This is a genomic window from Streptomyces sp. NPDC089424, assembly GCF_044749345.1.
Lineage (GTDB): Bacteria > Actinomycetota > Actinomycetes > Streptomycetales > Streptomycetaceae > Streptomyces.
Window position 1 is genome coordinate 417,387 of sequence record NZ_JBIVHU010000002.1, and the last position, 21,582, is coordinate 438,968.

24 protein-coding genes and 1 pseudogene are annotated in these 21,582 nt (G+C 68.2%); 10 read left to right on the forward strand and 15 right to left on the reverse strand.

All coding sequences use genetic code 11. The annotated features are described in order from the left end of the window. Positions 1-5: 5 nt before the first annotated feature. Together ACIP2X_RS09515 and ACIP2X_RS09520 are read right to left on the reverse strand one after the other, a co-directional pair. Positions 6-305, reverse strand: coding sequence for a hypothetical protein (locus ACIP2X_RS09515; RefSeq protein WP_401669704.1), 300 nt, complete (start codon positions 303-305; stop codon positions 6-8). Positions 306-449: 144 nt separating this feature from the next. After that, positions 450-932, reverse strand: a complete 483-nt coding sequence (locus tag ACIP2X_RS09520) for a hypothetical protein (RefSeq protein ID WP_401669706.1) — start codon at positions 930-932, stop codon at positions 450-452. A 171-nt stretch (positions 933-1,103) separates the two neighbouring features. On the opposite strand from ACIP2X_RS09520, the gene ACIP2X_RS09525 reads away from it, so the two are divergent. Then, complete coding sequence (locus tag ACIP2X_RS09525) at positions 1,104-3,428, forward strand: esterase-like activity of phytase family protein (RefSeq protein ID WP_401669708.1); 2,325 nt, start codon at positions 1,104-1,106, stop codon at positions 3,426-3,428. 66 nt (positions 3,429-3,494) lie between these two features. On the opposite strand, the gene ACIP2X_RS09530 is transcribed toward ACIP2X_RS09525, so the two are convergent. Together ACIP2X_RS09530 and ACIP2X_RS09535 are read right to left on the reverse strand one after the other, a co-directional pair. Further along, the gene (locus ACIP2X_RS09530; protein ID WP_401669710.1) at positions 3,495-4,382 is read right to left on the reverse strand and encodes an SDR family NAD(P)-dependent oxidoreductase; all 888 of its coding nucleotides are present in this window, start codon (positions 4,380-4,382) and stop codon (positions 3,495-3,497) included. A 247-nt stretch (positions 4,383-4,629) separates the two neighbouring features. Then, positions 4,630-5,547 (reverse strand): SDR family oxidoreductase, encoded by a 918-nt coding sequence (locus ACIP2X_RS09535; RefSeq protein WP_401669713.1) that lies wholly within the window; start codon positions 5,545-5,547, stop codon positions 4,630-4,632. A gap of 98 nt (positions 5,548-5,645) precedes the next feature. Here ACIP2X_RS09535 and ACIP2X_RS09540 point away from each other — a divergent pair, with 98 nt between their 5' ends. After that, on the forward strand, positions 5,646-6,338 hold the full coding sequence (locus ACIP2X_RS09540; protein WP_401669715.1) for a TetR/AcrR family transcriptional regulator: 693 nt from the start codon (positions 5,646-5,648) through the stop codon (positions 6,336-6,338). Between the two features lie 46 nt (positions 6,339-6,384). Here ACIP2X_RS09540 and ACIP2X_RS09545 read toward each other — a convergent pair whose 3' ends face one another. Then, positions 6,385-6,969, reverse strand: a complete 585-nt coding sequence (locus ACIP2X_RS09545; protein WP_401669718.1) for a hypothetical protein — start codon at positions 6,967-6,969, stop codon at positions 6,385-6,387. Between the two features lie 131 nt (positions 6,970-7,100). On the opposite strand from ACIP2X_RS09545, the gene ACIP2X_RS09550 reads away from it, so the two are divergent. Together ACIP2X_RS09550 and ACIP2X_RS09555 are read left to right on the forward strand one after the other, a co-directional pair. After that, positions 7,101-7,337 carry a hypothetical protein gene (locus ACIP2X_RS09550; RefSeq protein ID WP_401669721.1) on the forward strand — a complete coding sequence of 79 codons (237 nt, stop codon included), beginning with the start codon at positions 7,101-7,103 and terminating at the stop codon, positions 7,335-7,337. A gap of 147 nt (positions 7,338-7,484) precedes the next feature. Further along, entirely contained in the window at positions 7,485-8,273 is a 789-nt protein-coding gene (locus tag ACIP2X_RS09555) for an OBAP family protein (RefSeq protein WP_401669724.1), read from the forward strand. A 37-nt stretch (positions 8,274-8,310) separates the two neighbouring features. On the opposite strand, the gene ACIP2X_RS09560 is transcribed toward ACIP2X_RS09555, so the two are convergent. Beyond that, a complete protein-coding gene (locus ACIP2X_RS09560) occupies positions 8,311-9,180 on the reverse strand; it encodes a helix-turn-helix domain-containing protein (RefSeq protein ID WP_401669726.1) in 870 nt (289 codons plus the stop codon). Between the two features lie 176 nt (positions 9,181-9,356). Between ACIP2X_RS09560 and ACIP2X_RS09565 the strand changes: the two genes are divergently transcribed. From ACIP2X_RS09565 to ACIP2X_RS09575, 3 genes are all read left to right on the forward strand, one after another. After that, complete coding sequence (locus ACIP2X_RS09565; protein WP_401669728.1) at positions 9,357-10,280, forward strand: alpha/beta hydrolase; 924 nt, start codon at positions 9,357-9,359, stop codon at positions 10,278-10,280. Positions 10,281-10,488: 208 nt separating this feature from the next. Then, positions 10,489-10,980: a DUF2975 domain-containing protein gene (locus tag ACIP2X_RS09570; protein ID WP_401669731.1), complete on the forward strand. Its 492-nt coding sequence runs from the start codon at positions 10,489-10,491 to the stop codon at positions 10,978-10,980. After that, positions 10,980-11,201 carry a helix-turn-helix domain-containing protein gene (locus tag ACIP2X_RS09575; RefSeq protein WP_401669733.1) on the forward strand — a complete coding sequence of 74 codons (222 nt, stop codon included), beginning with the start codon at positions 10,980-10,982 and terminating at the stop codon, positions 11,199-11,201. The genes ACIP2X_RS09570 and ACIP2X_RS09575 overlap by 1 nt, the downstream gene beginning before the upstream one ends. Positions 11,202-11,306: 105 nt before the next feature. On the opposite strand, the gene ACIP2X_RS09580 is transcribed toward ACIP2X_RS09575, so the two are convergent. The 3 genes and pseudogenes from ACIP2X_RS09580 to ACIP2X_RS09590 form a co-directional block, all read right to left on the reverse strand. After that, positions 11,307-12,719 (reverse strand): M20/M25/M40 family metallo-hydrolase, encoded by a 1,413-nt coding sequence (locus ACIP2X_RS09580; RefSeq protein ID WP_401669736.1) that lies wholly within the window; start codon positions 12,717-12,719, stop codon positions 11,307-11,309. Positions 12,720-12,827: 108 nt separating this feature from the next. Next, positions 12,828-12,941 (reverse strand): annotated as a pseudogene (locus ACIP2X_RS09585) (ATP-binding protein); the annotation flags it as partial. A gap of 103 nt (positions 12,942-13,044) precedes the next feature. Further along, entirely contained in the window at positions 13,045-14,127 is a 1,083-nt protein-coding gene (locus ACIP2X_RS09590; protein ID WP_401669738.1) for an aldo/keto reductase, read from the reverse strand. 262 nt (positions 14,128-14,389) lie between these two features. Between ACIP2X_RS09590 and ACIP2X_RS09595 the strand changes: the two genes are divergently transcribed. After that, positions 14,390-15,250, forward strand: coding sequence for an AraC family transcriptional regulator N-terminal domain-containing protein (locus ACIP2X_RS09595; RefSeq protein ID WP_401672264.1), 861 nt, complete (start codon positions 14,390-14,392; stop codon positions 15,248-15,250). Here ACIP2X_RS09595 and ACIP2X_RS09600 read toward each other — a convergent pair. Beyond that, a complete protein-coding gene (locus ACIP2X_RS09600; protein ID WP_401669741.1) occupies positions 15,218-15,748 on the reverse strand; it encodes a GNAT family N-acetyltransferase in 531 nt (176 codons plus the stop codon). The two genes, ACIP2X_RS09595 and ACIP2X_RS09600, sit on opposite strands and share 33 nt — an antisense overlap. Positions 15,749-16,226: 478 nt before the next feature. Between ACIP2X_RS09600 and ACIP2X_RS09605 the strand changes: the two genes are divergently transcribed. Then, positions 16,227-17,111, forward strand: coding sequence for a cupin domain-containing protein (locus ACIP2X_RS09605; protein WP_401669743.1), 885 nt, complete (start codon positions 16,227-16,229; stop codon positions 17,109-17,111). A 64-nt stretch (positions 17,112-17,175) separates the two neighbouring features. On the opposite strand, the gene ACIP2X_RS09610 is transcribed toward ACIP2X_RS09605, so the two are convergent. The 3 genes from ACIP2X_RS09610 to ACIP2X_RS09620 form a co-directional block, all read right to left on the reverse strand. Then, positions 17,176-17,733: a dihydrofolate reductase family protein gene (locus ACIP2X_RS09610; RefSeq protein WP_401669745.1), complete on the reverse strand. Its 558-nt coding sequence runs from the start codon at positions 17,731-17,733 to the stop codon at positions 17,176-17,178. A gap of 170 nt (positions 17,734-17,903) precedes the next feature. Further along, entirely contained in the window at positions 17,904-18,548 is a 645-nt protein-coding gene (locus ACIP2X_RS09615) for an FMN-dependent NADH-azoreductase (protein WP_401669748.1), read from the reverse strand. Positions 18,549-18,650: 102 nt separating this feature from the next. Beyond that, positions 18,651-19,376: a DsbA family oxidoreductase gene (locus tag ACIP2X_RS09620; protein WP_401672267.1), complete on the reverse strand. Its 726-nt coding sequence runs from the start codon at positions 19,374-19,376 to the stop codon at positions 18,651-18,653. Positions 19,377-19,491: 115 nt separating this feature from the next. On the opposite strand from ACIP2X_RS09620, the gene ACIP2X_RS09625 reads away from it, so the two are divergent. Then, positions 19,492-19,911 carry a winged helix-turn-helix transcriptional regulator gene (locus ACIP2X_RS09625; RefSeq protein ID WP_401669750.1) on the forward strand — a complete coding sequence of 140 codons (420 nt, stop codon included), beginning with the start codon at positions 19,492-19,494 and terminating at the stop codon, positions 19,909-19,911. Between the two features lie 96 nt (positions 19,912-20,007). Here the strand turns inward: ACIP2X_RS09625 and ACIP2X_RS09630 are convergent, their stop codons facing one another. Together ACIP2X_RS09630 and ACIP2X_RS09635 are read right to left on the reverse strand one after the other, a co-directional pair. Further along, complete coding sequence (locus ACIP2X_RS09630; RefSeq protein WP_401669753.1) at positions 20,008-20,490, reverse strand: GNAT family N-acetyltransferase; 483 nt, start codon at positions 20,488-20,490, stop codon at positions 20,008-20,010. 167 nt (positions 20,491-20,657) lie between these two features. After that, complete coding sequence (locus ACIP2X_RS09635; protein ID WP_401672270.1) at positions 20,658-21,323, reverse strand: nitroreductase; 666 nt, start codon at positions 21,321-21,323, stop codon at positions 20,658-20,660. Positions 21,324-21,582: the final 259 nt, after the last annotated feature.

A 21,582-nucleotide genomic window follows, 5' to 3' on the forward strand; every position in this document is an offset into this window, starting at 1 on the left:
AATCATCAAAAGCGGGAGGGTAAAGGCCATCTGGAGAACCCATGGAGCGCCGGGGCCGCCTTCCAATGGCCCACGGCGCACAGGGCCGAGCCCACGAGGATGGCGCAGTACACGGCGAGCCACTCGGTCACAGACTCCCCGTAGCGGCGGGTCAGGCCCACCATGGGCAGGAAGGTCACGACCGGACCGCAGGAGACGAAGATCTTCTGCGATCGGTTGACCATGCCCGGCAGCATCAGAGCGATGAAGAGCGCCGCGCTCAGGGCGGCGAAGAGCCACCACAACGGCGACGTCTTGTCCAGCATGCGTAAGCCTTTCGTACGCGTGCGATATTACTGGACAACTGAAGCGGTTCTGACGGCACGCTTCGCCAGACAGGTCGATAGCAGCAGAGAAACTGCTGTGCTTTGCTGTGGAAATCCGCCTCGACAAACGGATCGAAGGCGGTCTCAGCGCATGGGGAATTGCACAAGGTACCGGTCCCACGTTGCCGCTGCCCGCAGCACCGCCGCCCTGTCCGACTCTATTTCGATCACGTACTGGTAGAGCTCCAGACCCTCGGCATCCTGTGCAGGCGGAGGTGCGGCCTCCAGCGACAGATGGACCCGCAGGACTCCGCGGCCGTCGCGCCACCGAACCTGGCTGAAGGCGATGACCGGCTCGATGAATATGAGGTCCGGGACGAACTTCCCGTCCTCGTCCGGTTGCGCGTCCGGCCTCTCCTCGCTCGCGACGGCACGCAGCCACCTGGACACCTCATGAGCCTCGTCCACCAACAGGGACGGGTCCGTGAAGGACCAGCTGACCTCAGGAGTCTTGCACTCCCCCGCGATGACAAGCCAGTTGTCGTCCCACCGGTTACCACGGGCCACCGGGTACTCGTAACCCAGCGGCCGTATGCCGAAGTCACCGGCACTGTCAGTAAGTCGCACCGCCGAAGAATGCCATATCCCGGCGGGCCCCACCGGCCGTCATGTGACTCCGCGCCGCCTCCACGCGGTCATCACAACTGATCTTTGCCGGTTGTTCATCCGGTCACTCCGTCGGTGCTTGCCCGTAAGTGGCACGATCCGGCGCCGTAATGACTGTGTGGGAGGGGAACGATGTCCCAGAAGAGAACGTACGCCGCGCTCACGGTGCTGTCACTTGCGGCGGGGACGCTGGCCGGCGGGGGCGTGGCGAGCGCGGAGCAGCGGGCGGGCGCGGAGCACGGGTGGAAGCCGAGGGCGTTCGAGCGCACCGCGACCTACCCGGTGTTCCAGAACCGGCCGGCGGGCGAGGACCCGGCCTCCCAGACGGTCGCGGAGATCTCGGCGGTCAGTGAGGACGGCCGTACCCTCGTCTACACCGACGCGGCGGCCCGGCGGATCGGTTTCCTCGACATAGGCAACCCCGACCGGCCGCGCGGGCTCGGCACCCTGTCGCTGGCTCAGCTCGGCAACGCCGAGGACGAGCCGACCTCCGTCGCCGTGGTGGGCCAGTACGTCCTGGTCGTGGTGAACACGAGCGCCGGCCACGCGAGCCCCTCCGGCCGGCTCGACGTGATCTCGCTGCGCGACCGCACGCGCGTCGCGACCTTCGATCTCGGCGGCCAGCCCGACTCCGTCACGATCAGCAAGGACAAGCGGTACGCCGCCATCGCGATGGAGAACGAGCGCGACGAGGAGGCCACCCCGCCCGGTGGGGAGGAAGGCGATCTGCCGCAGCTGCCGGGCGGCTTCGTCCAGATCATCGACCTCAAGGCCTCGTCGTCCCCGAAGAGTTGGCGTCTTCGGCCGGTGCCGCTGACGCAGGGCGACGGGGGCGCGCTGCCCGCGCTCGCGACCGCCGGAATCACCGAGCCGACGGACCCCGAGCCGGAGTACGTCTCCGTCAACAGCCGCAACCAGCTCGTCGTCACCCTCCAGGAGAACAACGGCGTCGTCCTCATCGACCTGCCGACCGGGCGGATCACCAAGGCGTTCAGCGCCGGGACCGCGTCCGTGAAGGGCATCGACACCGTCGAGGACGGCACGATCGAACTGACGGGCTCGATCACCGACGTGCCCCGCGAGCCCGACGCGGTCGGCTGGATCGACGACCGCTACCTGGCGACCGCCAACGAGGGCGACTGGCGTGGCGGCACCCGCGGCTGGTCCGTCTTCGACAGCCGAACCGGCAAGGTGGTCTGGGACGCGGGCAACAGCTTCGAGCGGCTGGCCGTGCGGTACGGGCTTTTCAACGAGGACCGTTCCGAGAACAAGGGCACCGAGCCGGAGGGCCTCGCGATCGCCGAGTTCAACGGCATCCGCTACGCCTTCGTCGGCTCCGAGCGCAGCAACTTCGTCGCCGTGTACGACATCAGCCGGCCGACCCACCCGGTCTTCCGTCAGATGCTGCCCACCACCAACGGCCCCGAGGGCCTGCTGCCCATCCCGTCACGGGGGCTGCTCGCGGTCTCCAGCGAGGAGGACGACGCCGAGGCAGGCGTACGGGCCTCGGTCAGCCTCTTCCGGCTGGGCAAGGAGACCCCCGGCTTCCCGGGCATCGTCTCGGCCGACGACGCCACCGGCGCGCCGATCGGCTGGGGTGCGCTCGGGGCGCTGTCGGCCGTACCGGGCAGGTCGCACCAGCTGTACTCCGTCACCGACGCCGCGTACACGCCCACCAGGATCCTCACCGTCGACGCGTCCCGGGAGCCCGCGCTCATCACCCGGGCGCTGACCGTCAAGGACGAGGCCGGACAGCCGGTCGGCTACGACGCCGAGGGCATCTTCGCCCGGCCGCAGGGCGGATTCTGGCTCGCCGTCGAGGGCAAGACCGGTACCGGCAACCAGCTGGTCCGCCTCGACCGCGACGGTGTGACCCGGCAGACCGTCTCCCTGCCCGCCGACGTGGCCGCGGGCCTAGGCAGCCAGGGCTTCGAGGGTGTCACCGGCACCACCGACCGCAACGGCCACGAGGTTCTGTGGGTCGCGCTGCAGCGCGAGGTGAAGACCGACCCGGCGGGGATCGTCCGGCTCGGCCGCTACGACGTCGACGCCGGCACCTGGAGCTTCTTCGGCTACCGGCTCGACTCCACCACCACGCCGGGTGACTGGATCGGCCTCTCCGAGATCACCGTCGTCGGTGACAAGCTCGCCGTCATCGAGCGCGACAAGCTCAACGGCCCGGCCGCCAAGATCAAGCGGGTCTACACCGTCGACCTGCCGAAGTCGGCCGCACAGCCGGGTTCGCTCCCGGTCCTGCCGAAGAAGCTCGCCTACGACGTCCTGCCCGAGCTGCGGGCGACGGACGGCTGGACGCAGGAGAAGCTGGAAGGGCTGACGGTCGCCGGCGACGGTGAGGTGTTCGCGGTCACCGACAACGACGGTCTGGACAACGCGACCGGCGAGACGGTCTTCATGGACCTCGGCTCCAGCAGGAAGATCTTCGGCCGACGCGGCTGACGTCTCCCACGTGATGCCCCGGCCGCGCTCGTCGGCCGGGGCATTCGCGGCTCGCAGCCGATGCGGTCAGGGGACGAGCATCTTGTCCTGCTCTACGGGAGGTGTGCCGTCGTGCCAGGGCAGGACCTTGCCGAAGCGCACCAGCTCGCCGTAGAGCGCGGGATCGGCGTGCTCGGCGAAGACCAGATCGAGGACGGCTTCGGCTGCCTTGGCGGGAGTCTGGGCCTGGCTGTAGTCGCTGAACCACGGGCGCGAGGTCTCGGTGTCGACCATGCCGGGGCACGCGGCCGCGACGAGCGTGTCGTCCGCGAGGTCCTGCGCGCGACGTTCGGCGGCGACCGCGCGAACTGCGGCGACCTGGGCCACCTTGGACGGGACGTTCAGCCACAGTGGCCAGCCCGCCTCCTGAGCAGTTCCGTCGTGAATGGCGTTGCGCCACGACTCGACGGCCTGCTCGACCTGGTCGAGACTCGCGCCCTCGAACAGGTGGTGGAGTCGGCCGTCGAGGTGGCCGAGGGTACCCAGGCTGCTGGCCACGACAAGCAGCCGACCGCCGGGGCGCAGCACCGGGCCGAAGGAGCGCAGGATCGCGTGTGTGGCGGTGTTGGAGACGTCGATGAACTCGTCGGCCCGCTCGGCCTGTGACTCCTCGGGCAGCAGACGGGCGACCGCATTGGAGACGACGATGTCCACTCCTCCGTACTTGGCCCGCAGCTCCTCGGCGAGACGGGCGATGGCGTCGGTGTCCGTGACATCCAGGACCCGGCCCTCGACCCGGGCGCGTGCGGCGGACGACCGGGCGATCTCACCGGCGGCGTCCTCCACGCGCTGCGAACTGCGACCGGTGAGCAGGACCAGGTCGTCCGGTTGCATACGGGCCGCCAGTCCTTCGACGAGGGCCCGGCCCAGTCCCTGGTTGGCGCCCGTGACGAGGGCAATGCGTGACGTGGTCATGGATTCCACGCTAGAAACCCGTGACCCATGAGTCCAACGAAAGATCAGCACTCCGGCTATGCGTATTCATCATGGACCTCGCCCAGGTGTCACCGACCGCGGTGCGCGTCCTGATGCGGAGGCCGAGCAGGGGTTCTGCACCGCCGCCTCACTCGACCCTACGCACTTCGCGGTGTTCCGGCAGATTGCCGCGGTCGAGCGGCCGGCACGGAAGTGCTGACTCCGTCGTAAACATGGGTGTCGTCGGTCAGAGTGCCCGAGTGGGGAGGGAAACTCCGGTGAGGCGTTCGGCCTCGGTCCACAGACGCGCCGCAAGCGTCTTGTCCCGGGCGCTGCGCGGCAAGCGGGTGTCCCTGGTCGGGCCGACGAGCCCCCAGCGCGGCCCGTAGTAGCCGCCCGCCTTCGCGTCCGGGCTGGTGGCCGCGTACAGCAGCGGTTCCGTGCCCTGCTCAGGACCCTGCGACGGCACGATCTTGTACAGAAGCGATTCCACACGGCCGGGTCGGCCGCCGTTGAGGGTCGGTCCGGAAATCGTCAGATTCGTGCGGGTGTAGCCGGGGTGAGCACCGGCCGACAGCAGAGGCCAGCCACGCTCGGCCGCCAGGTCGGCCAGGTGGATCATCATCAGCATGTCGGCGAGCTTCGACTGGGCGTAGGCCCGGGTGGGGCTGTAGTCGCGGGTGGATTGCAGGTCGTCGAAGTCGATCGCGGCTCGGTTGGCGGTGCCGCTGCTCATGGTCGCCACCCGCGGGGCCGGGGCGGACAGCAGGAGCGGCAGGAGCTGGACGGTGAGGGCGAACGGGCCGAGGAAGTTGCTGCCCAGCTGCAGTTCGAAGCCGTCCGCGGTCTCGGTGCGCTGGGGCACGTTCATCACGCCTGCGTTGTTCAGCAGCAGGTCCAGGGGCCTGCCGTCGGAGATCAGGCCGTCGGCGAAGTCGCGGACCGAGGCGAGGTCGGCCAGGTCCAGGCGTCGGACCTCGACCCGGGCGCCCGGGTGTGCGGCGACGATCTCGCCCCGAGCCTGTTCACCCTTGGCCGGGGTACGCACCGCGAGCACCACATGCGCCCCGGCTCCGGCCAGCTGCTTGGCGGCCTCTCTTCCGGTTCCGCTGTTCGCGCCGGTCACCACGGCGAGCTTTCCGCTCTGGTCAGGAACCTGGTACATGACGAATCTCCATTAAGTACTGGCGGTATCTTGCGTCCCTGCACACTAACGGACCGCCGGTATCTAAGCAAAGTACCGGCGGTTTGTAACATGAGGAGGTGACCTTCCAACGCGCGCGCACCGACGAACAGCGAAGCCAGCGGCGGCGCCAGATCCTGGACACCGCGGCGACGATGCTGACCGAGATGCCCGTCGCGAAACTGAGCCTCAACGAGCTCAGCCGCCGCGTCGGCCTGGCCAAGGCGAACGTGCTGCGCTACTTCGAGTCACGCGAAGCGGTTCTGCTCGAACTGCTCGACACCGAGATCCAGAGCTGGATCGCCGAACTGGCACAGGCGCAGCCGTCCGGCGAAGGCACGGAGCAGGAGCGCGGGGACCGGTTGGCCGACATCCTGGCCACCTCGATGGCGCGACGGCCCGTGCTGTGCGACCTGCTGAGTGCGCAGGGCTCGGTGCTGGAGCACAACATCTCGACCGAGGTGGGCATCCGTCACAAATACGCTGCCCGCCGTGTGCTGCAGGACGTGGTCCAGCTCGTGCAGCGCCACCTTCCGGAACTCGGTACCGAGGGGGCCGTCGCACTGGTGGAGACGACCCTTCTGATGGCCATGTCGGCATGGCAGTGCAGCCGCCCCTCGGAAGCGATGCTGGCGGCGTACGCCTCCGACCCCGAACTCGCCTCCATGCGTGTGGACTTCACGGACCTGGTGCGCCGCACGACGGCGGTGACCGCCAGCGGACTGCTGGCTCGCCGCGACGACAGATCAGCCGTGCGCGGGACTCCCGAATAGAAGCCCGCCTGCCGCGCGTGCAGCCCGGTGGAGGACCCCTCGCGCGCTACGTGGGCCAGTCGTACCCGAGGGTGAAATTGACCACCACGGCGAAGGTGAGGTACAGCAACCAGACGGCGGTCAGCAGGCGGAACAGTCCCATCACACGCTCAGCAACGGGCACGCCGAGCGACGCGACGAACTTGCTGAGATAGACGCAGAAGAGCCCGACGAAGACGAGGCCCACGGGCCAGTCGTCCGCCGCGAAGAACACCGTCGCGCCGAGGGCCGACAGCACCATGTAGGCCACGCCGACACCGGCGTTCACGCGTGCGTCGTTGCCGCGGTACCGGTCCCAGCCGAGTGCGAACCAGTGGATGCCGTACGCCGAGAAGGCCAGCGCCGCCATGTAGAGCGGCGGCTCCTTGAAGACCTCGAACCAGGTGAGGCCCACGAAGAGGATGACACCCGCGAGGAACTGACAGAACCCCGGAAGCCAGATGCCCCAGACGCCCATCGCCCGGTCGACCCGCTCGTCTCTTTGGGGCCAGCCGAACAGTTCCTGGGAGCCCCAGATCAGGTATCCGGTTGCCAGACCGAAGAAGCCCAGGGCGAGCGGCGGATACACCGACGGTTCGAAAATTACGTCCATCAGAGCATTATTCGCCTGAAAGGTACGAATGGCATTTTTGGTGCACGGGCCGAGAGCCCTCCGTGCCCGGCCGCCCTCCCCGCCGCCCGACGACACGAGCGCACCCGCACCCGTCGAAATACGATCTACTCGTGGACATCCCCGAGGATCTCATTGCGCTGGAGCGCGCGGCTGAAGAGCAGCGCGCGAGGCTCGCCGGGCTCCACGGCGCCGAGTACGACGCGCAGCGTGCGGTCTGGCGGGAAGCGGCGAAGGCGGCGCAGACCGCGATCACCGATCATGCCGCTGCGACCGGTGAGTCCCGCTACGACTTGGAGACGGCTCTGAAGCGTGCGGTCCGGCATTCCCGGGAGGATCCCGCCGAGTAGCGGGCACGCCTCGGGGGCTCCGTGTCACAGATCTCGCAGACCCGTGGAGGGACGTCGGCGAGGCCCTGTCCCAGGGAGGGTGCGCAGGAGGGTCACCCGAGCGTCTGGCGTCCGTTACGGCCCCGCACGCAGGGGCACTCGCCGCTCATGGCATTCACACAGGTCACGCACCGCTCACCTGGCTTCGCGCGGCGGTCGGCCGGCAGCGTCGCCATCGGTGCCGCGGCAGGCCTGACAGCTGCCGCCGGGCTTTTGTTCGGTCGCAAGGCCGCGACGATCAGCAAGATCGGCCAGGGACATCCGCTCAAGCACCGCGCCCTGGACCTGGCAGCCGGCGCGATCCAGCCGAAGTACCCGCTCGACGCGATGAGCACCTACCTCAACGGCTTCCACATGTACGCCGACGACATGGGCCGGCAGGTCGAAGCCACGCACTTCTGCATCCATCTCCAGCACGACCTGCACCAGTGTGTGATCTTCGACCGCAACGCACCCGACGCCCGTCTGATCGGCATCGAGTACATCGTCAGCGAGGAGCGTTTCCGCAGCCTGCCGGAGGACGAGAAGCGGCTGTGGCACAGCCACCACTACGAGGTGAAGTCGGGCAGCCTCACCGCTCCCGGTATCCCCGACATGGCCGAGCACGCCTACTTCGAGGATCTCGTGAGCACCTACGGGAAGACGTTCCACACGTGGCAGTACGACCGCGACGACTTCCCCTACGGGATTCCGCAGCTGATGATGGGCTTCACCGAGGACGGGCAGGCCCGGGACGAGATGATCCGAGCCCGGGACGACAGGCTCGGCATCTCGACGTCCCGCAAGCGGCAGAACCGGTCGGACATCGCCGTCCCGACGGTCGCACCGGGCGCCAACAGCTGGGAGAGCGGCCGAGCGCTGCGGACGAGCGTCACGGAGACGGACTTCAAGCGCTGACCGTCATCCCTCAAGCTCTGACTTCAAGCCCTGACCGTCACCGTTGTGCCTTGTCAGCGCCGGAGCGGGCTTCCGTCCATGAGGTGAGGAAGCTCAGCGCCTGGTGGGAGGGACTGCCGGGTTCGGCGGTCATGAGCAAGAGCTGCTGGTCGGGGTCGGTCGCACTGGTGAGGATCTCCCAGTCCAGCGCGAGGTCACCGGCGACGGGGTGGTGCAGGAGCTTGGTGCCACCGGTCCGGAGCGCCACGTCGTGCGAGGCCCACCAGCGCCGGAAGTCCGCGTCCTGCACGGACAGCTCCCCGACCAAGGAGGTCAGGCGGGAGTCGGCCGGGAATTGCGCGGCTTCCATACGCAAGAACGCCACACAGTCGCGCCCGATCGTCTCCCAGTCGTCGAAGAGGCTTCGTACCGCGGGATCGAGAAAAGCGAGGCGGACGTAATTCCGCTGCGCGGCGGGAATCTTCGAGAAATCGGTCACCAATGCGGCTGCCACGGAATTCCACGCCAAAATGTCCATGTACCGGCCCAGGACAAGGGCGGACGATTCGGTGAGCTGGGCGAGCAGCCGCTGCCAGGAGGGGCGGACGCGCTGTGAGGTGCGGCGACGGGGCCTCGCCGCGTCCTTGCCGGCCAGGCTGTACAAGTACGTCCGCTGGTCCTCGTCCAGCCGCAGGGCACGTGCAAGGGCCGCCAGGACGTGGGCGGATGCCGGGAGATTGCCCTGTTCGAGACGGGTGTAGTAGTCGGTGCTGATCGAGGCGAGCTGTGCGACCTCCTCCCGCCGCAGACCCGGCACCCGCCGGGGCCGACCGGTGTCGGGCAGTCCGACCGTGTGAGGGAGCAACTCCGCACGCCTGGCCTTGAGGAAGTCGCCCAATTCACTGCGATGTGCTTTGTCGCCGGTCATGGAACCAGTGTCCCAGGCCGTCGCGCGATCGTGGGTAGGAAGGTTTCCTCCTATGCAGGTTCTCTCCACTTTTGACCTGCGGACATGGATGCCAGTCTGCATATGTGCCGAGCGGATTCCCTTCCGCCGGCACCAGGAAAAGATCAACCATCAGCCACCGGAACAGGGCTCTTCGCATGCAGACCGTGACCTTCAAGAACAAGAACCTGGACATCGCCGCCGATCTCCACCTGCCGGACGATTTCGACCCCTCCCGCAGGTATCCCGCGATCGTCAGCGCCCATCCCATCGGCAGTTGCAAGGAACAGACCTCCGGCGGCATCTACGGCAAGGCTCTGGCCGGGCAGGGCTACGTCGTGCTCGCGTTCGACGCCGGCCACCAGGGCGCCAGCGGAGGCGAACCTCGCTACATCGAGGACCCCGGCCTCCGTGTCGAGGACTTCCGCTGCGCCGTGGACTACCTGGTCACCCTCGATCACGTCGATGAGGACCGCATCGGCGTGCTGGGCATCTGCGGCGGTGGCGGCTACGCCGTGACCGCGGCCATGACCGAACGCCGGTTCAAGGCGGTGGGCACCGTCGCGGCGGTCAATTACGGCCGGCTGATGCGCGAGGGCGACCTGACCCCGGACTCGGCGATCAGGACGCTGGACGCCATCGCCGCGCAGCGCACCGCCGAGGCCCGGGGCGCCGAGCCGCGGGTCGACGACGTTCTGCCCTCGTCGCCGCAGATGGCGGAGGAACTGGGCATCACCGGACTCGACATGGTGGAGGCGACCAAGTACTACCGCTCCCCGCGTGGGCAGCAGCCCCACGGAGTGAACCGATCGCTGTTCTCGCACGCCGGCCCCGCGATCGGCTACGACGCCTTCCACCTCGCCGAGCAGTTGCTCACCCAGCCGCTGCAGATCGTCGTCGGCGGCGTCCCCGGTGAGTTCGGCTCCTACCGTGACGGGTTCGACCTGCTCGACCGAGCCCGTTCCGCGCAGAAGGATCTCCTGGTGGTGCCGGGGCAGTCCCACTACGACCTGTACTGGAAGCCCGAGGCCACCCAGCAGGCCCTCGACGCACTGATCCCCTTCTACGACAAGTACCTCTGACCTCGCACGGCGCACACGGCACCAGCGACCGGGCCGCCACGGCGCACCGCCGTGGCGGCCCGCGCCCGTTTCCCCACCCCCGCTGCAACGATCCGTCCGGGTCCGGCCGGCATCACAGCCGTTGCCCGGCAGCACTCTCCAGCCCCTCCCTTGCCCGATCTATCGAATCTCGATAGATTTCAATCGCAGTTCGATGGAAGGATGGGTCATGGGAAAGCTGACCGTGCGTGCGCTGCGCGTCCTGCTCGTGGTGGTGCTCGCCGGCACCGTGTTCGTGCAGGCATTGATGGTGTGGACCTTGGTCAGCGGGAGCGACCCGGAGGACGGGACGCTCCCGCTGACCGGGTTCCGCGTGCTCACGATCCTGGGCATGATGTCGGTCCAGGTCGCCCTGGTCTGCGTATGGCGGCTGGTGACGATGGTGCGACACGGAACCGTGTTCTCCCACGCCGCCTTCCGGTACGTGGACGGCGTGACCGGCGCGATCGTGGCGGCTGCCCTCGTGTGGTTCGCGGTCACCGCCATCAATGCGCCGGGTCAGCGGGACGACCCGGGCGTCACCGTCATCATGGGCGGGGTCGGCATGGCCATCCTGGGGGTCGCGCTCATCGTGCGCGTGCTGCGGATGCTGCTCGCCCAGGCTGTCGCGCGCAACGTCGAAGCGGCACAGATGCAGGCAGAGTTGGACGAGGTGATCTGATGCCGATCGCCGTCGACATCGACGTGATGCTGGCGAGGCGGAAGATTTCCGTGGGCGAGCTCGCGGACCGCGTAGGGATCACACCCGCCAACCTGGCGGTACTCAAGAACGGCCGCGCCAAGGCGGTGCGCTTCGCGACCCTCACCGCGCTCTACGAGGTACTCAAGTGCCAGCCAGGCGACCTGCTGCGCCGGGAGGCCGAGAACGCCGCAGCTGACTGACGTGCTCTGCCCAGATATATGTGCCGCAGCCGGCGACCGCCTGGCCCCCGCCGCCCGCCCGGCGCGGCGTGCTCCCCGCCTCGGCGGAGCGGGCGGCGGGGTCCGTCAGTTACCCGGCAGCGGGAAGGCGACGGGGCTCCGCTTGCCGTCGCGATTGACCGCCCGTACGCCGAAGAAGACGTTGTCCTTGGACAGGTCCACCGTGTGCGTGGTCGTGAGGCCGACCTTGATCACATGTGTCCACTCGGCCTCGGTGGTCTCGCGCCACACCACCTCGTAGCCCGCCAGGTCCGGCTCCGTGCCGAGCGCCCATTTCAGCTCGGTGTCGTTGGTGAGGTTGCTCGTGACGATGCGGACCTCGCGCGGCGTCCCCGGGGCCTGCGCCAGGGTCCACAGCACCGCGCCGTTCACCCGCGTCACGCGGGCGATGTAGTCGAAGTCGCAGAACTCGGGCAGGTCGCCGTACTGCTTGCCGTCCTCCACCCGTACGTCCTGGTGCTGGTGCGCGAAGTCCTCGGCCGGTTCGGTGAACCGGGCCGCCGGGTAGCCCCGTTCGAGGAACGGGATGTGGTCGCCGCCCCGCAGATAGCGGTCGCGCCGGTAGACCACGCGGACCTTCATGCCGGTCGCGTCGTTGCTCCCGACGTCGCTGACGAAACGGGCGAGCTGCCGGGTCGCCGAGTCGTTCTCGCCACCCACGGAGCGGCGGATGTTGGCCTGTGCCGGGGTCTCGGACGTCGGCACGCCCTCCGTGAACAGGCGTACCGTGTACGGGTCCTTGGTGCCGTCGTCAGCGCGCGAGCTGCCGATGATGTCGTTGGTGAACATGCCCTGGACATCCACCCCCGCCGCCTTGAACTGCTCGGCGGCGTAACCCGATCCGTACAGCCCCTGTTCCTCACCGGCGACCGCCATGAACACGATCGTCGCCGCCGGGCGCCGCTTGGCCATCACCCGTGCCAGCTCCATGACGAGCGCCACACCTGACGCGTCGTCATCGGCGCCGGGCGCGTCGCTGGTCGCGTCCATGACGTCGGTGGCCCGCGAGTCGTAATGCCCGGCGACGACGTACACCCGGTCGGGGTCGACCGAACCGCGCAGCGTGGCGACCACGTTGGTGATCCGCGTCGCCACCGGGATACGCGAGGCGGGTTCCTGGATGTACGACTGGAGTTCGGCGGTCATCCGGCCCCCGGACACCGCCGCGTACTTCCTCATCTCGGCCAGGATCCAGTCGCGCGCGGCGCCGATTCCGCGCTTGGGGTCGTCCTGAACCGACAGCGTGTGCCGGGTCCCGAACGCCGCGAGACGCCGGACGGTCGCCTCGATCCGGTCCGCGTCGATCTCCTTGAGCAGCGTGCGCAACTCCCGGCCGGGCGCCTGCGTGGTCGCGGCCCCGCCGCCGTGCCCCGGACCGCCTTCGCGGGGCGCGGCGGCGGCCTGCCCGGCGGAGGCGATCAGGGGTACGGCGGCGGCCGTCCCGGCGGCCGAGGTGAGAACGGTCCTTCTACGCGGCATTCCAGCGGACTGCTCGGGCATGGAAAGTCCCTTCCGAAACGATGAACGGGCGCTTCATCGTCATGGACAGGCCAACCCTGCACAAGGCCCCGGCGACCGAACGTCCGTTCAGTGCGAAAGGTCCAGCTCCGCGCGTACGGTCTTGGCCACCGGCACCCGGTCCAGCACCTCCCACCGGCTCGCCAGCGCCTCCACGATGCGCAGCCCGCGCCCCGGGCGCGCGTCGAGCGGTGGCACGAGCGCCGTGCGACCCGAGACCGTGACCAGGGCGGTCTTGCCGACGGACCGCAGTGACGTGTCCGTCCTTTCCGTTGTTGCCTGGTGTTCAGTAGCGGGCGCTGCTGGCCCGCAGGAGCGGGGAGACCGTCGCAGGCCGGCCGTCCACGGTGGCGCCGCCGAACTGGAGCATCGGAGCCAGCGTCCTGTTGTTCTCGGCGGGGAAGTTCAGCGCGGGAGCGGAGACCTCGTCCAGTGCCACGCGCTGGGCGTCGGTCAAGGTCACGTCGAGGGCCCGCAGATTGGCTTCGAACTGCTCCAAGCGGCGGGCGCCGACCAAGGTGGAGGTGATTCCGGGACGGTCCCGCACCCAGGCCAGCGCCACGGCGGCAGGGCTTGCGCCCACCTCGCGGGCGACGGCGTTGAGCGCGTCGATCACGACGTAGTCGGCTTCGCTCGGGGCGCCGACCAGTTGCGTACGTGCGGTGTCCACCGGTCCCGTGGCGGAGCTGGAGTACTTGCCGGACAGGAAGCCGCTCCTCAGTGGCCCCCAGGGCAGCACTCCCATGCCCAGGGCCTGGGCCATCGGGATCAGTTCGCCCTCCGAGGTACGTTCGAGCAGGGAGTACTCCACCTGCAGCGCGATGATCGGGGCCCACCCGCGGAACCGCGCGACGGTGGCCGCCTCCGCGGTCGCCCACGCCGGTACGTCGGAGAACCCGACGTACCGCACCTTGCCCTCGGCGACCAGGTCATCCAGCGCACGGAGCGTCTCCTCGGTCGGCGTGGAGGGGTCGAAGTTGTGCAACCAGTAGATGTCGACGTAGTCGGTCCGCAGGCGCCGAAGCGAATTCTCCAGCTGTTGCACGACGGCCTTGCGGCCTGGTCCGCCGCCGTTCGGGTCCTTCTCGTAGAGGTTCCCGAAGAACTTCGTGCCGATCACCACCCGGTCGCGCAGTCCGGGCCGGTCGGCGAAATAGTCACCGATGATCTTTTCGGAATGTCCGTTGGTGTAGATGTTGGCCGTGTCGATCGAGTTTCCGCCCCGATCGAGATATGCCGCGAGAATGCCCTTGGACTCTCCCGGGCTGCTGCCCCATCCGTGGTCCTCCCCAAAAGTCATGGTGCCCAACGTGAACGGGCTGATGCGCAGTCCGGAACGTCCGAGCGTCACATAGGAATCGAGCGACATGGTGCGACCTCTCAGGCGGGAAATGTGCGAGGACGGACGCTGCGACCGCCCTCCCGGGTACCTCTCCATTCGACCCCGCGGCCCGATGTCCTCCTAGACCGATGGACGCGGATGACTGCACGATCCGCGCAACCCCGCCCGCATCGTGCCGGCCGCGCCGACCCGCACGTGGTTGTCTGGCATGGTGCAGCAGCTCAAGGAAATTCAGCACCGGATCACACGACTGGCCGCGGGAAGCCCCCGTCCGGTCTGGATCCAGCAGATGGCGGTCTTCTCGACCGAGCGTGCGACCGAACCACTGGGCTCGGTCACCGAGCCCATGATCGCGCTGACGGTGCAGGGAGCCAAGCGCTCGATTCTCGGCGACCACGTCTTCGACTACCACGCCGGTCAGTACCTGGTGGCAACCGTCGACCTGCCCCTGACCTCGCACATCACCCGCGCCACACCCAGCGAGCCGTATCTCGCGTTCGGGCTCCCCCTGCGGCCGGCGATCATCGCCCAGCTGCTGCTGGAAGCCGGCCCGACCACCGTCCGTCCGCACACGGGGCCGGGCGTGGCGACCAGCGACGCCGACGACAGACTGCTCGACGCCGTCGTCCGGCTGCTCCGCCTGCTGGACGAGCCCCATGACATTCCGGTACTGGCACCCGGCCTCCGACGCGAGATCCACTGGCGACTGCTGAACGGTCCCCAAGGCGCCATGATCAGACAGGTCGGCCTGGCCGACAGCCGCACGACGCTCGTCGCCCGTGCCATCGCATGGATCAAGACGCATTACGACGAGATGATCCGCATCGACGACCTCGCCACCGAAGTGGGATTGAGCGTTTCGTCACTCAACCGGAATTTCCGGGCAGTGACCTCGATGAGTCCCCTGCAATACCAAAAACAGCTCCGGCTGCAAAAGGCGCGTATCAAGCTCATGGCATCGCCACGTGACATTGCGGCAATCAGCTACGCCGTGGGGTACGAAAGCCCTTCGCAGTTCAGCAGGGAATACCGGCGAATGTTCGGTGCACCCCCGGGTCAGGACGCGGCGCGCCTGCGAACCATGGACGTTCTTCAGGAGCAGGGGTCGCCTGAAACATCACCGGATGGTTCGATCATCTCCGCTTTCTGACCTCCTGCCCGCCCTGAGAGGGAATGAGCTTGAAAGGGTGTGGCGGAACATGTGCAGAGTCCAGGACGGCTCGGCCGTCGGCTTCGTCGCGTACTCGACGGCCCCCATGGCCGCGTAGAACGGAGCGGCGTTCGGATCCGAAGCGACGATGAAGTCGGATCGCCCGAGCTCACCCGCGGTGTGGATCGCGTGCCGCCAGAGCAGCTTGCCGTATCCCTTGCCGATCTGGTCGGCGTCGACGAAGAGCTTGTCCAGGAACAGGTCGCCGCCCTCCTCGGTGAAAGCGTAGAAGCCAAGGACTCTGCCGCCCTCCTGCTCCAGCACGAAGACCGGGTTGATCCGGACGTAGGCCTCTGGAATCGCCCGAGCGTCGCCCGCCCAGTCGAAGTATCCCGGTGGGTACCCCCAGTGCGTCGACGACCGCTCCTGGAGCCGCTCAAGCCCTGCGGCCTCGTCGGGATCGGCGCGTCGGATCCGCCAGGCACCATTCGTGGACACGGCACGGACCACCCTTCTCCAGCGGGCTTCGGACTCCGCGCATGCCCGATGCGATCCGCTCCACGCCACCCCTCTATACAAAATAGGACTTTTGCCACAGACTGGTCGCGTTACGTCTGAGGAATGCGACCGCCGAGGAGTTACACGCCGCATGACCCAGGGATCCCGCTCCCCCCACCTCCCTGTGCCCCCTCATCCCGATCTGTCAGAAGCCCAGCGCTGCGAACACTGCCTCGGCTGGGGAACCGTCGTCACCTACGACGGACGGCACGAGCTGTGTGGAACGTGCCAGCAGGCAGCACCCACACCACCCCAGGCCACCAGTCGGCACCCTTCAGGGAACGACCAGCCGTAGTCGGCGCCTCACCTGCGATTTTCCCTCGGCTAACAGCCGTTGTGGACAGTCGTACAGCATCAAGCTGAGCAGGGGAAGGTGACGATGAAGCAGCCGGTCGAGGTACCACGCGCTCCTCGGACTATGAGCATCCACCGCGGAGACGGACTTCAGTTCCTTGAGTCGCATCCGAGCGAACCGGGAAAGGGCGTCAGCGTGGCGCCCGTCCTCGGGCCGGACCACGGCGCCGGCCATCTGTCCATCGCCCTTGTCGAAATCGAACCCGGCGGTCACGTCATCGGCCACCGGCACCCGTTCGAGGAGTCCTTCTTCGTCCTGGAAGGCGCCCCGCTGCTCGCGGTCGCCGACCACCAGTACGCCTTGGTTCCCCATGACTTCGGCCTCGTGCCCTACGCCGTCGGGCACGCCTGGAGCAACCCGACCGACCAGCGTGTACGCATGCTCCGCGTGCACGCTCCTCAGCCGCGGCCCATCGACGGCAGGGGGACGTGGGGGGTGTTCGCGGCCGACGAGACACAGGTGCCGACGCACGGGGTGCCCGTCGACGAGCTGGACCCCACCAAGCCGTATGTCGGTCACTTCGACCAGGCGGACATGGCACCGCCCGGTTCGATCTCGATGCCGGGGTACCACGGCGCCAACGTGCAGAACGTCCAGATCCGCATGATGGTGGACGACCTCCTCGGCGCGCGGCACCACGCCATGTTCATCGTGCAGTTCACGCCTGGGACCGTGAACGACGCCCCCCTCAAGACGGCGAAGGAGCACTTCCATCCGTTCGAGGAGATCTACTACCTGATCTCCGGTGAGGCTCGGGCCTTCTGCGACGGCGAGCAGGACCTGGCAGGCGCCGGCGACCTCGTCTTCGCCCCTGTCGGCGCATCGCACGGTTTCGCCGCCCTCGGCACGGAACCGCTGTGCTGGATCGAAGTGCAGTCGCCGATGCCACCGGCGAGCGGCGGATTCACGTTCCACAACGACTGGTCGCACCTGAAGAACATCGGTTGACCGTCGCCGAGACGCCCTCCGGGCATGACCACCGGGTGAGCCGGCGCATGCACGTGGGGGCGTCTCAGCGCGTGCGGTAGCGGGCGTAGATCAGTCCGCTGTCGAAGGCACGCTTGTCCACCAGCTCGAGATCGAGGCGCAGGCCGTCGGGGAAGAACCGTTTGCCGCCGCCGACCACGCTCGTGGTGATGAACAGGTGGTACTCGTCCACCAGGCCGGCCGCGATCGCCTGGGCCGCGAGGTTCGGACCGTCCACGGTGAGGTCGTGGTCGGCCTCGGCCTTGAGTTTGCGCACCGCGTCCGGGTCGAAGCTCCGCTCGATCCGGGTCTTGGCGCTCGACACGGATTCGAGCGTCGTGGAGTACACGATCTTCTCCGCCGCCTGCCAGTCGCGGGCGTACTGCAGGATGTGCGGCGGCTGGTCGGGCTCGGTGTGGGCGGTCTCCCAGTACACCATCGTCTCGTACATCCGCCGGCCGTAGAGGTACGTGCCTACGGGGCGGAAGAGGTCGTTGATGAAGGTATGGACCTCCGGATCCTCGGCTCCGGTGCCGAGGTCGCCCTCCGCGGCCTCGGCGTAGCCGTCGAGCGAGGTGACCATCGAGTAGATGAGCTGTGCCATGCGTCTCCTCCGGGTACGAGCGCGTCGGTTCGCCAGTGGTCCTGCTGCTTCTGACGTCTGACCCCGGGACGACCCACAACTCATCGGTCGGCGGCCCCACAAGACTCTTGCTGCGAGGACCGCCGTGGTGGGGCCGTCGCGCCCCCACCACGGCGGTCGTGCCGGGTGAGTCAGGCGGTGAGCTGCTGGCCTATCTTCTCGGCCTGCAGGCGGGCCTGCTCGTGGGCGTTGGCCAGGGAGGCCTCATGGACCGGGATGAGGTGGGCGAGCGCCGGCACGACGGGCGCCTTGGTCAGCTCGGCGACGAGGGTGGTGACGTCGAGGCTGAGGTATTCGGCGTCGCCCAGCACGGACTCCAGGGTCGGGACGAGGAAGTCCTTGCCGTGGTTGGGGGTGCCGGGGCCGTAGCCGCCGCCCCGGGCCGAGATCAGCACGGCCGGGCGGCCGGCGGCGGGCGCGGCGCCGGTGCGGCTGATGGTCCGGCCGACGACGATGACCTGGTCGAGCCAGGCCTTGAACACCGAGGGCATCGTGCGGTTGTACATCGGCACGGTGAACAGGTAGGCGCTCGCCCCGAGGAATTCGGCGATGAGTTCATCCTGAACGCCGGCCGCCTCGGCCTGCTCCGCGGTGCGCTGGGCGGGGTCCGTCGACTGGGCGGAGATGGCCGCGGCGCTCAGGTGCGGCACGGGGCGGGAGGCCAGGTCACGATGGACGACCTCGCCCGTCCAGGCGTCCCGGAAGGAGTCGGCGACCTGGCGGGAGACCGAAGCCGTGCCGAGGGAGGAGGAGTCGACGTGCAGCAGGTAGGACATGACGAGTGATTCCTGTCGTGCGGGGTGAGGGAGAGGGAGGAAGGGCCGCGCTTCGTTTGCGGCCCGTAGGGCTGTGAGGGCTGCGGAGGGGCCGAAGCCGGGTCAGTGACGTGCGGCGTGATCGCCGGGCACCGCGCATCCGTCCGGGCCGCAGACCTCGTCGGCGTCTTCGACCAGGGTCGAGACGAGCGGTGAGTGGCTGGCGTCCCACACGTGCTGGAAAGCGCCGAGGAGGGTGTCGGTGTCCTGGGCGCCGGCGATGGCGTACTGCCCGTCGATGACGAGGAACGGCACCCCGCGGGCGCCGAGTTCCTTGGCGCGGCGGGTCTCGTCCTGGACCTGCTGCCGGTAACGGCGGTCGGTGAGGGCCTGTCGGGTCTCACTGCGGTCCAGCCCGAGTTCGTCGCTCAGTTCGAGCAGGGCGTCCATGTCGAACAGCGAGCGGGCCTCGCCGAAGTAGGCGCGAAAGCCCAGGTGCCAGGCCTCCCTGTGCTTGCCCCGGGTGGTGGCATGGGCGAGGAACTCATGGGCCAGCTGGGTGTTGGCCTTCTTGTTGTCCAGGACGACGTACGGCCTCAGCCCTTCACGCTCGGCCAGCGCCTCGACCCGGCGGGTGGCGGCCTCCGCCTGCGCGTCGTCCATCCCGTACTTCTGCTTCAGCAGCTCCCGGGTGGGCACCGCCGGGCTGCTCGGCAGATCGGGGTCCAGGGGGAAGGAGCGGTGGATGAGCTCGATGTCGTCGCCGTGGGCGAACCGCTCCAGAGCCCTGTCGAGACGATGGCTCCCCAGACCGCACCACGGGCAGGTGAGATCGGACCAGATTTCCACCTTCAACGGGTGGCACCTCCAGTTCTTACGTCTTGGGCGTAACGCCATCATGGGCCAGTATGGGAGGCCGTACATAAGGCACATGGGTGTGTGCAACCGGAAGGGGATGTGCGCCATGGACGCCACCGCGGAGGACGTCACGGCCAAGACGGACACCGTCGTGCCATCGGGTCCCTGCGCCCGCTGGCCACCGGAGAACAGGGCGATCATCCGGCAGATCATGGACCGGGCCGGCGACAAGTGGAGCGCGCTCGTGATCGCCGCCCTGAACGACGGAGCTTTGCGTTACACCGACCTGCTGCGCCGCGTCCCCGGCATTTCCCAGCGCATGCTGACCCTCACCCTGCGGCACTTGCATCGCGACGGACTGATCACCCGTACCGCGTACGCCGAAGTGCCGCCGCGGGTGGAGTACGACCTCACCCCGCTCGGCGGGACTCTGCACGACATCGTGGTGTCACTGATCGACTGGGCCGGCCTCCACCACGACGAGATCAGCCGGAACCGGGACCGCTTCGACGCAGCCGCCAAGTGAAGCCTGTGCGGGACGCAGGCGGGCACTCTTCCGCTCCGGGGCAGGCATGCGCACATGCCTGCCCCGGAGCGGTCTCGGATCGGGGCCCGTGCCGGGTCAGAGCTCCCGGTAGTAGTAGGTCACCGGGAACGGGGTGCAGCCGAGACTCTCGTACAGTGCTCGGGCGGGCGCGTGGAAGGCGTCCCCTCCGGTCCCGATCTCGACCGACCGGGCTCCGAGCGTCCGCATCTGCGCGAAGGCGTGCTCGCAGAGTTCAGTACCGAGGCCGTGTTGGCGCTGTCCGGCCGCGACGGCGAGGTGCGTGACGCTGCCGGTTCCGCGGGTCGGCTCGACGCTCCACGCCACGTAGCCGACGATGCCTTCGTCGGATTCGGCGACCGCGACGTAGGCGTGCCGCTCGGGGGCATGGAGTTCGGTGATCTGCTTGCGGTAGTCGCCGCGCCAGTCGTCGTGCAGGCCGGTGAAGACGACGTCACCCACCAGAGGCCGGAAGGAGTCCTCGTAGAAGGGTCGGAACGTCTCGATGGTCAGTCCGATGAGGGTCGCAAGGTCGTCCGGGACGAACGCGCGAATGGGCATGGAAGTGTGCCTTTCAGGCTGAGGGAGAACAGGGCATGACCGGCCCGCTCAGTCCGTCAGTCGGCGGTGAGCGGGTCCCTCAGAGACGGGTACGCGCGGCGGCGAAACATTCCATGGCTCGCATGATAGCGGCCGGCAGCGACACACCCGTTGCCCTGATCACTGTCTCAGCCGTCGATGAAGGTGACCGTTTCCGTGAGTTCCGCGCGGCCCGTTCGCGGGTCGCATGCCGTCGGCTCCTCGAATCCGATCGACATGCCGCAGAAGAGCATCTGGTCGTCGGGCGGGGACACGACCTCTGCGACCGTCTTGTGGAACTTCGCCCACGCCATCTGCGCACAACTGTGCAGCCCTTCGCTGCGCAGCAACAGCATCACGCTTTGCAGGAACATGCCAACATCGGACCACTGCGGTCGCCCGAGGGTGCGGTCGATGTAGCAGAACAGTGCGGCGGGAGCACCGAAGCACTCCCAGTTCGCCGATGCGGCCCTCTGACGCGCTTCCAGATCCTCGCGACGGATGCCGAGCGCACCGTAGCGCTGCTCGCCGAAGGCCGATCGACGCTCGGAGTAGGGCGACTTGAGTTCCGACGGGTACTGCTCGTACTCGGGTTCGTCCCATTCATCGCCGGCGGCCAACCGCTCCCCCGCACGCTTCTTGAGTTCCTCCAGGGGGCTGCCGGTGAGCACGTAGGCGTTCCACGGCTGGAGGTTCGACGCGGAGGGGGCCCACGCCGCGGTCGACATCACGCGTTCCAGCACCTGTCTGGAGACGGGACGATCGGTGAAGCTGCGTACCGCCCGTCGACTGGCGACCGCCTCATAGACATCCACGAACAACATCTCCTGCTCGAGTTGCACGATTATCGTTACGACTGCAACCGTATCACTCGATACGATCTTGCCTGCAACTCTGCCCGTTGCGCCCACCAGCCCTCGATCCCGGCGCTGGCGCCGCGTCAGGAGACGCTCCCGGACGCACTCTTACGCCGGCGAACCCCGTCACGATGTACGACTTCGTCATCCCTTCATGGCCGACTTCGCTGCGATTTCCCTGGCCTGGGTGATCGCGTCTGCGAAGGCACGTTTCAGG

What these genes read in the sequence shown, in the direction of transcription:
- ACIP2X_RS09515 (WP_401669704.1), bottom strand. Translation starts at nt 305, where the DNA reads ATGCTGGACAAGACGTCGCCGTTGTGGTGGCTCTTCGCCGCCCTGAGC.
- ACIP2X_RS09625 (WP_401669750.1), top strand. Translation starts at nt 19,492, where the DNA reads ATGGACGCCACCGCGGAGGACGTCACGGCCAAGACGGACACCGTCGTG.
- ACIP2X_RS09590 (WP_401669738.1), bottom strand. Translation starts at nt 14,127, where the DNA reads ATGTCGCTCGATTCCTATGTGACGCTCGGACGTTCCGGACTGCGCATC.
- ACIP2X_RS09535 (WP_401669713.1), bottom strand. Translation starts at nt 5,547, where the DNA reads ATGTACCAGGTTCCTGACCAGAGCGGAAAGCTCGCCGTGGTGACCGGC.
- ACIP2X_RS09580 (WP_401669736.1), bottom strand. Translation starts at nt 12,719, where the DNA reads ATGCCGCGTAGAAGGACCGTTCTCACCTCGGCCGCCGGGACGGCCGCC.
- ACIP2X_RS09615 (WP_401669748.1), bottom strand. Translation starts at nt 18,548, where the DNA reads ATGTCCTACCTGCTGCACGTCGACTCCTCCTCCCTCGGCACGGCTTCG.
- ACIP2X_RS09605 (WP_401669743.1), top strand. Translation starts at nt 16,227, where the DNA reads ATGAGCATCCACCGCGGAGACGGACTTCAGTTCCTTGAGTCGCATCCG.
- ACIP2X_RS09570 (WP_401669731.1), top strand. Translation starts at nt 10,489, where the DNA reads ATGGGAAAGCTGACCGTGCGTGCGCTGCGCGTCCTGCTCGTGGTGGTG.
- ACIP2X_RS09565 (WP_401669728.1), top strand. Translation starts at nt 9,357, where the DNA reads ATGCAGACCGTGACCTTCAAGAACAAGAACCTGGACATCGCCGCCGAT.
- ACIP2X_RS09525 (WP_401669708.1), top strand. Translation starts at nt 1,104, where the DNA reads ATGTCCCAGAAGAGAACGTACGCCGCGCTCACGGTGCTGTCACTTGCG.
- ACIP2X_RS09530 (WP_401669710.1), bottom strand. Translation starts at nt 4,382, where the DNA reads ATGACCACGTCACGCATTGCCCTCGTCACGGGCGCCAACCAGGGACTG.
- ACIP2X_RS09575 (WP_401669733.1), top strand. Translation starts at nt 10,980, where the DNA reads ATGCCGATCGCCGTCGACATCGACGTGATGCTGGCGAGGCGGAAGATT.
- ACIP2X_RS09610 (WP_401669745.1), bottom strand. Translation starts at nt 17,733, where the DNA reads ATGGCACAGCTCATCTACTCGATGGTCACCTCGCTCGACGGCTACGCC.
- ACIP2X_RS09560 (WP_401669726.1), bottom strand. Translation starts at nt 9,180, where the DNA reads ATGACCGGCGACAAAGCACATCGCAGTGAATTGGGCGACTTCCTCAAG.
- ACIP2X_RS09545 (WP_401669718.1), bottom strand. Translation starts at nt 6,969, where the DNA reads ATGGACGTAATTTTCGAACCGTCGGTGTATCCGCCGCTCGCCCTGGGC.
- ACIP2X_RS09595 (WP_401672264.1), top strand. Translation starts at nt 14,390, where the DNA reads ATGGCGGTCTTCTCGACCGAGCGTGCGACCGAACCACTGGGCTCGGTC.
- ACIP2X_RS09555 (WP_401669724.1), top strand. Translation starts at nt 7,485, where the DNA reads ATGGCATTCACACAGGTCACGCACCGCTCACCTGGCTTCGCGCGGCGG.
- ACIP2X_RS09630 (WP_401669753.1), bottom strand. Translation starts at nt 20,490, where the DNA reads ATGCCCATTCGCGCGTTCGTCCCGGACGACCTTGCGACCCTCATCGGA.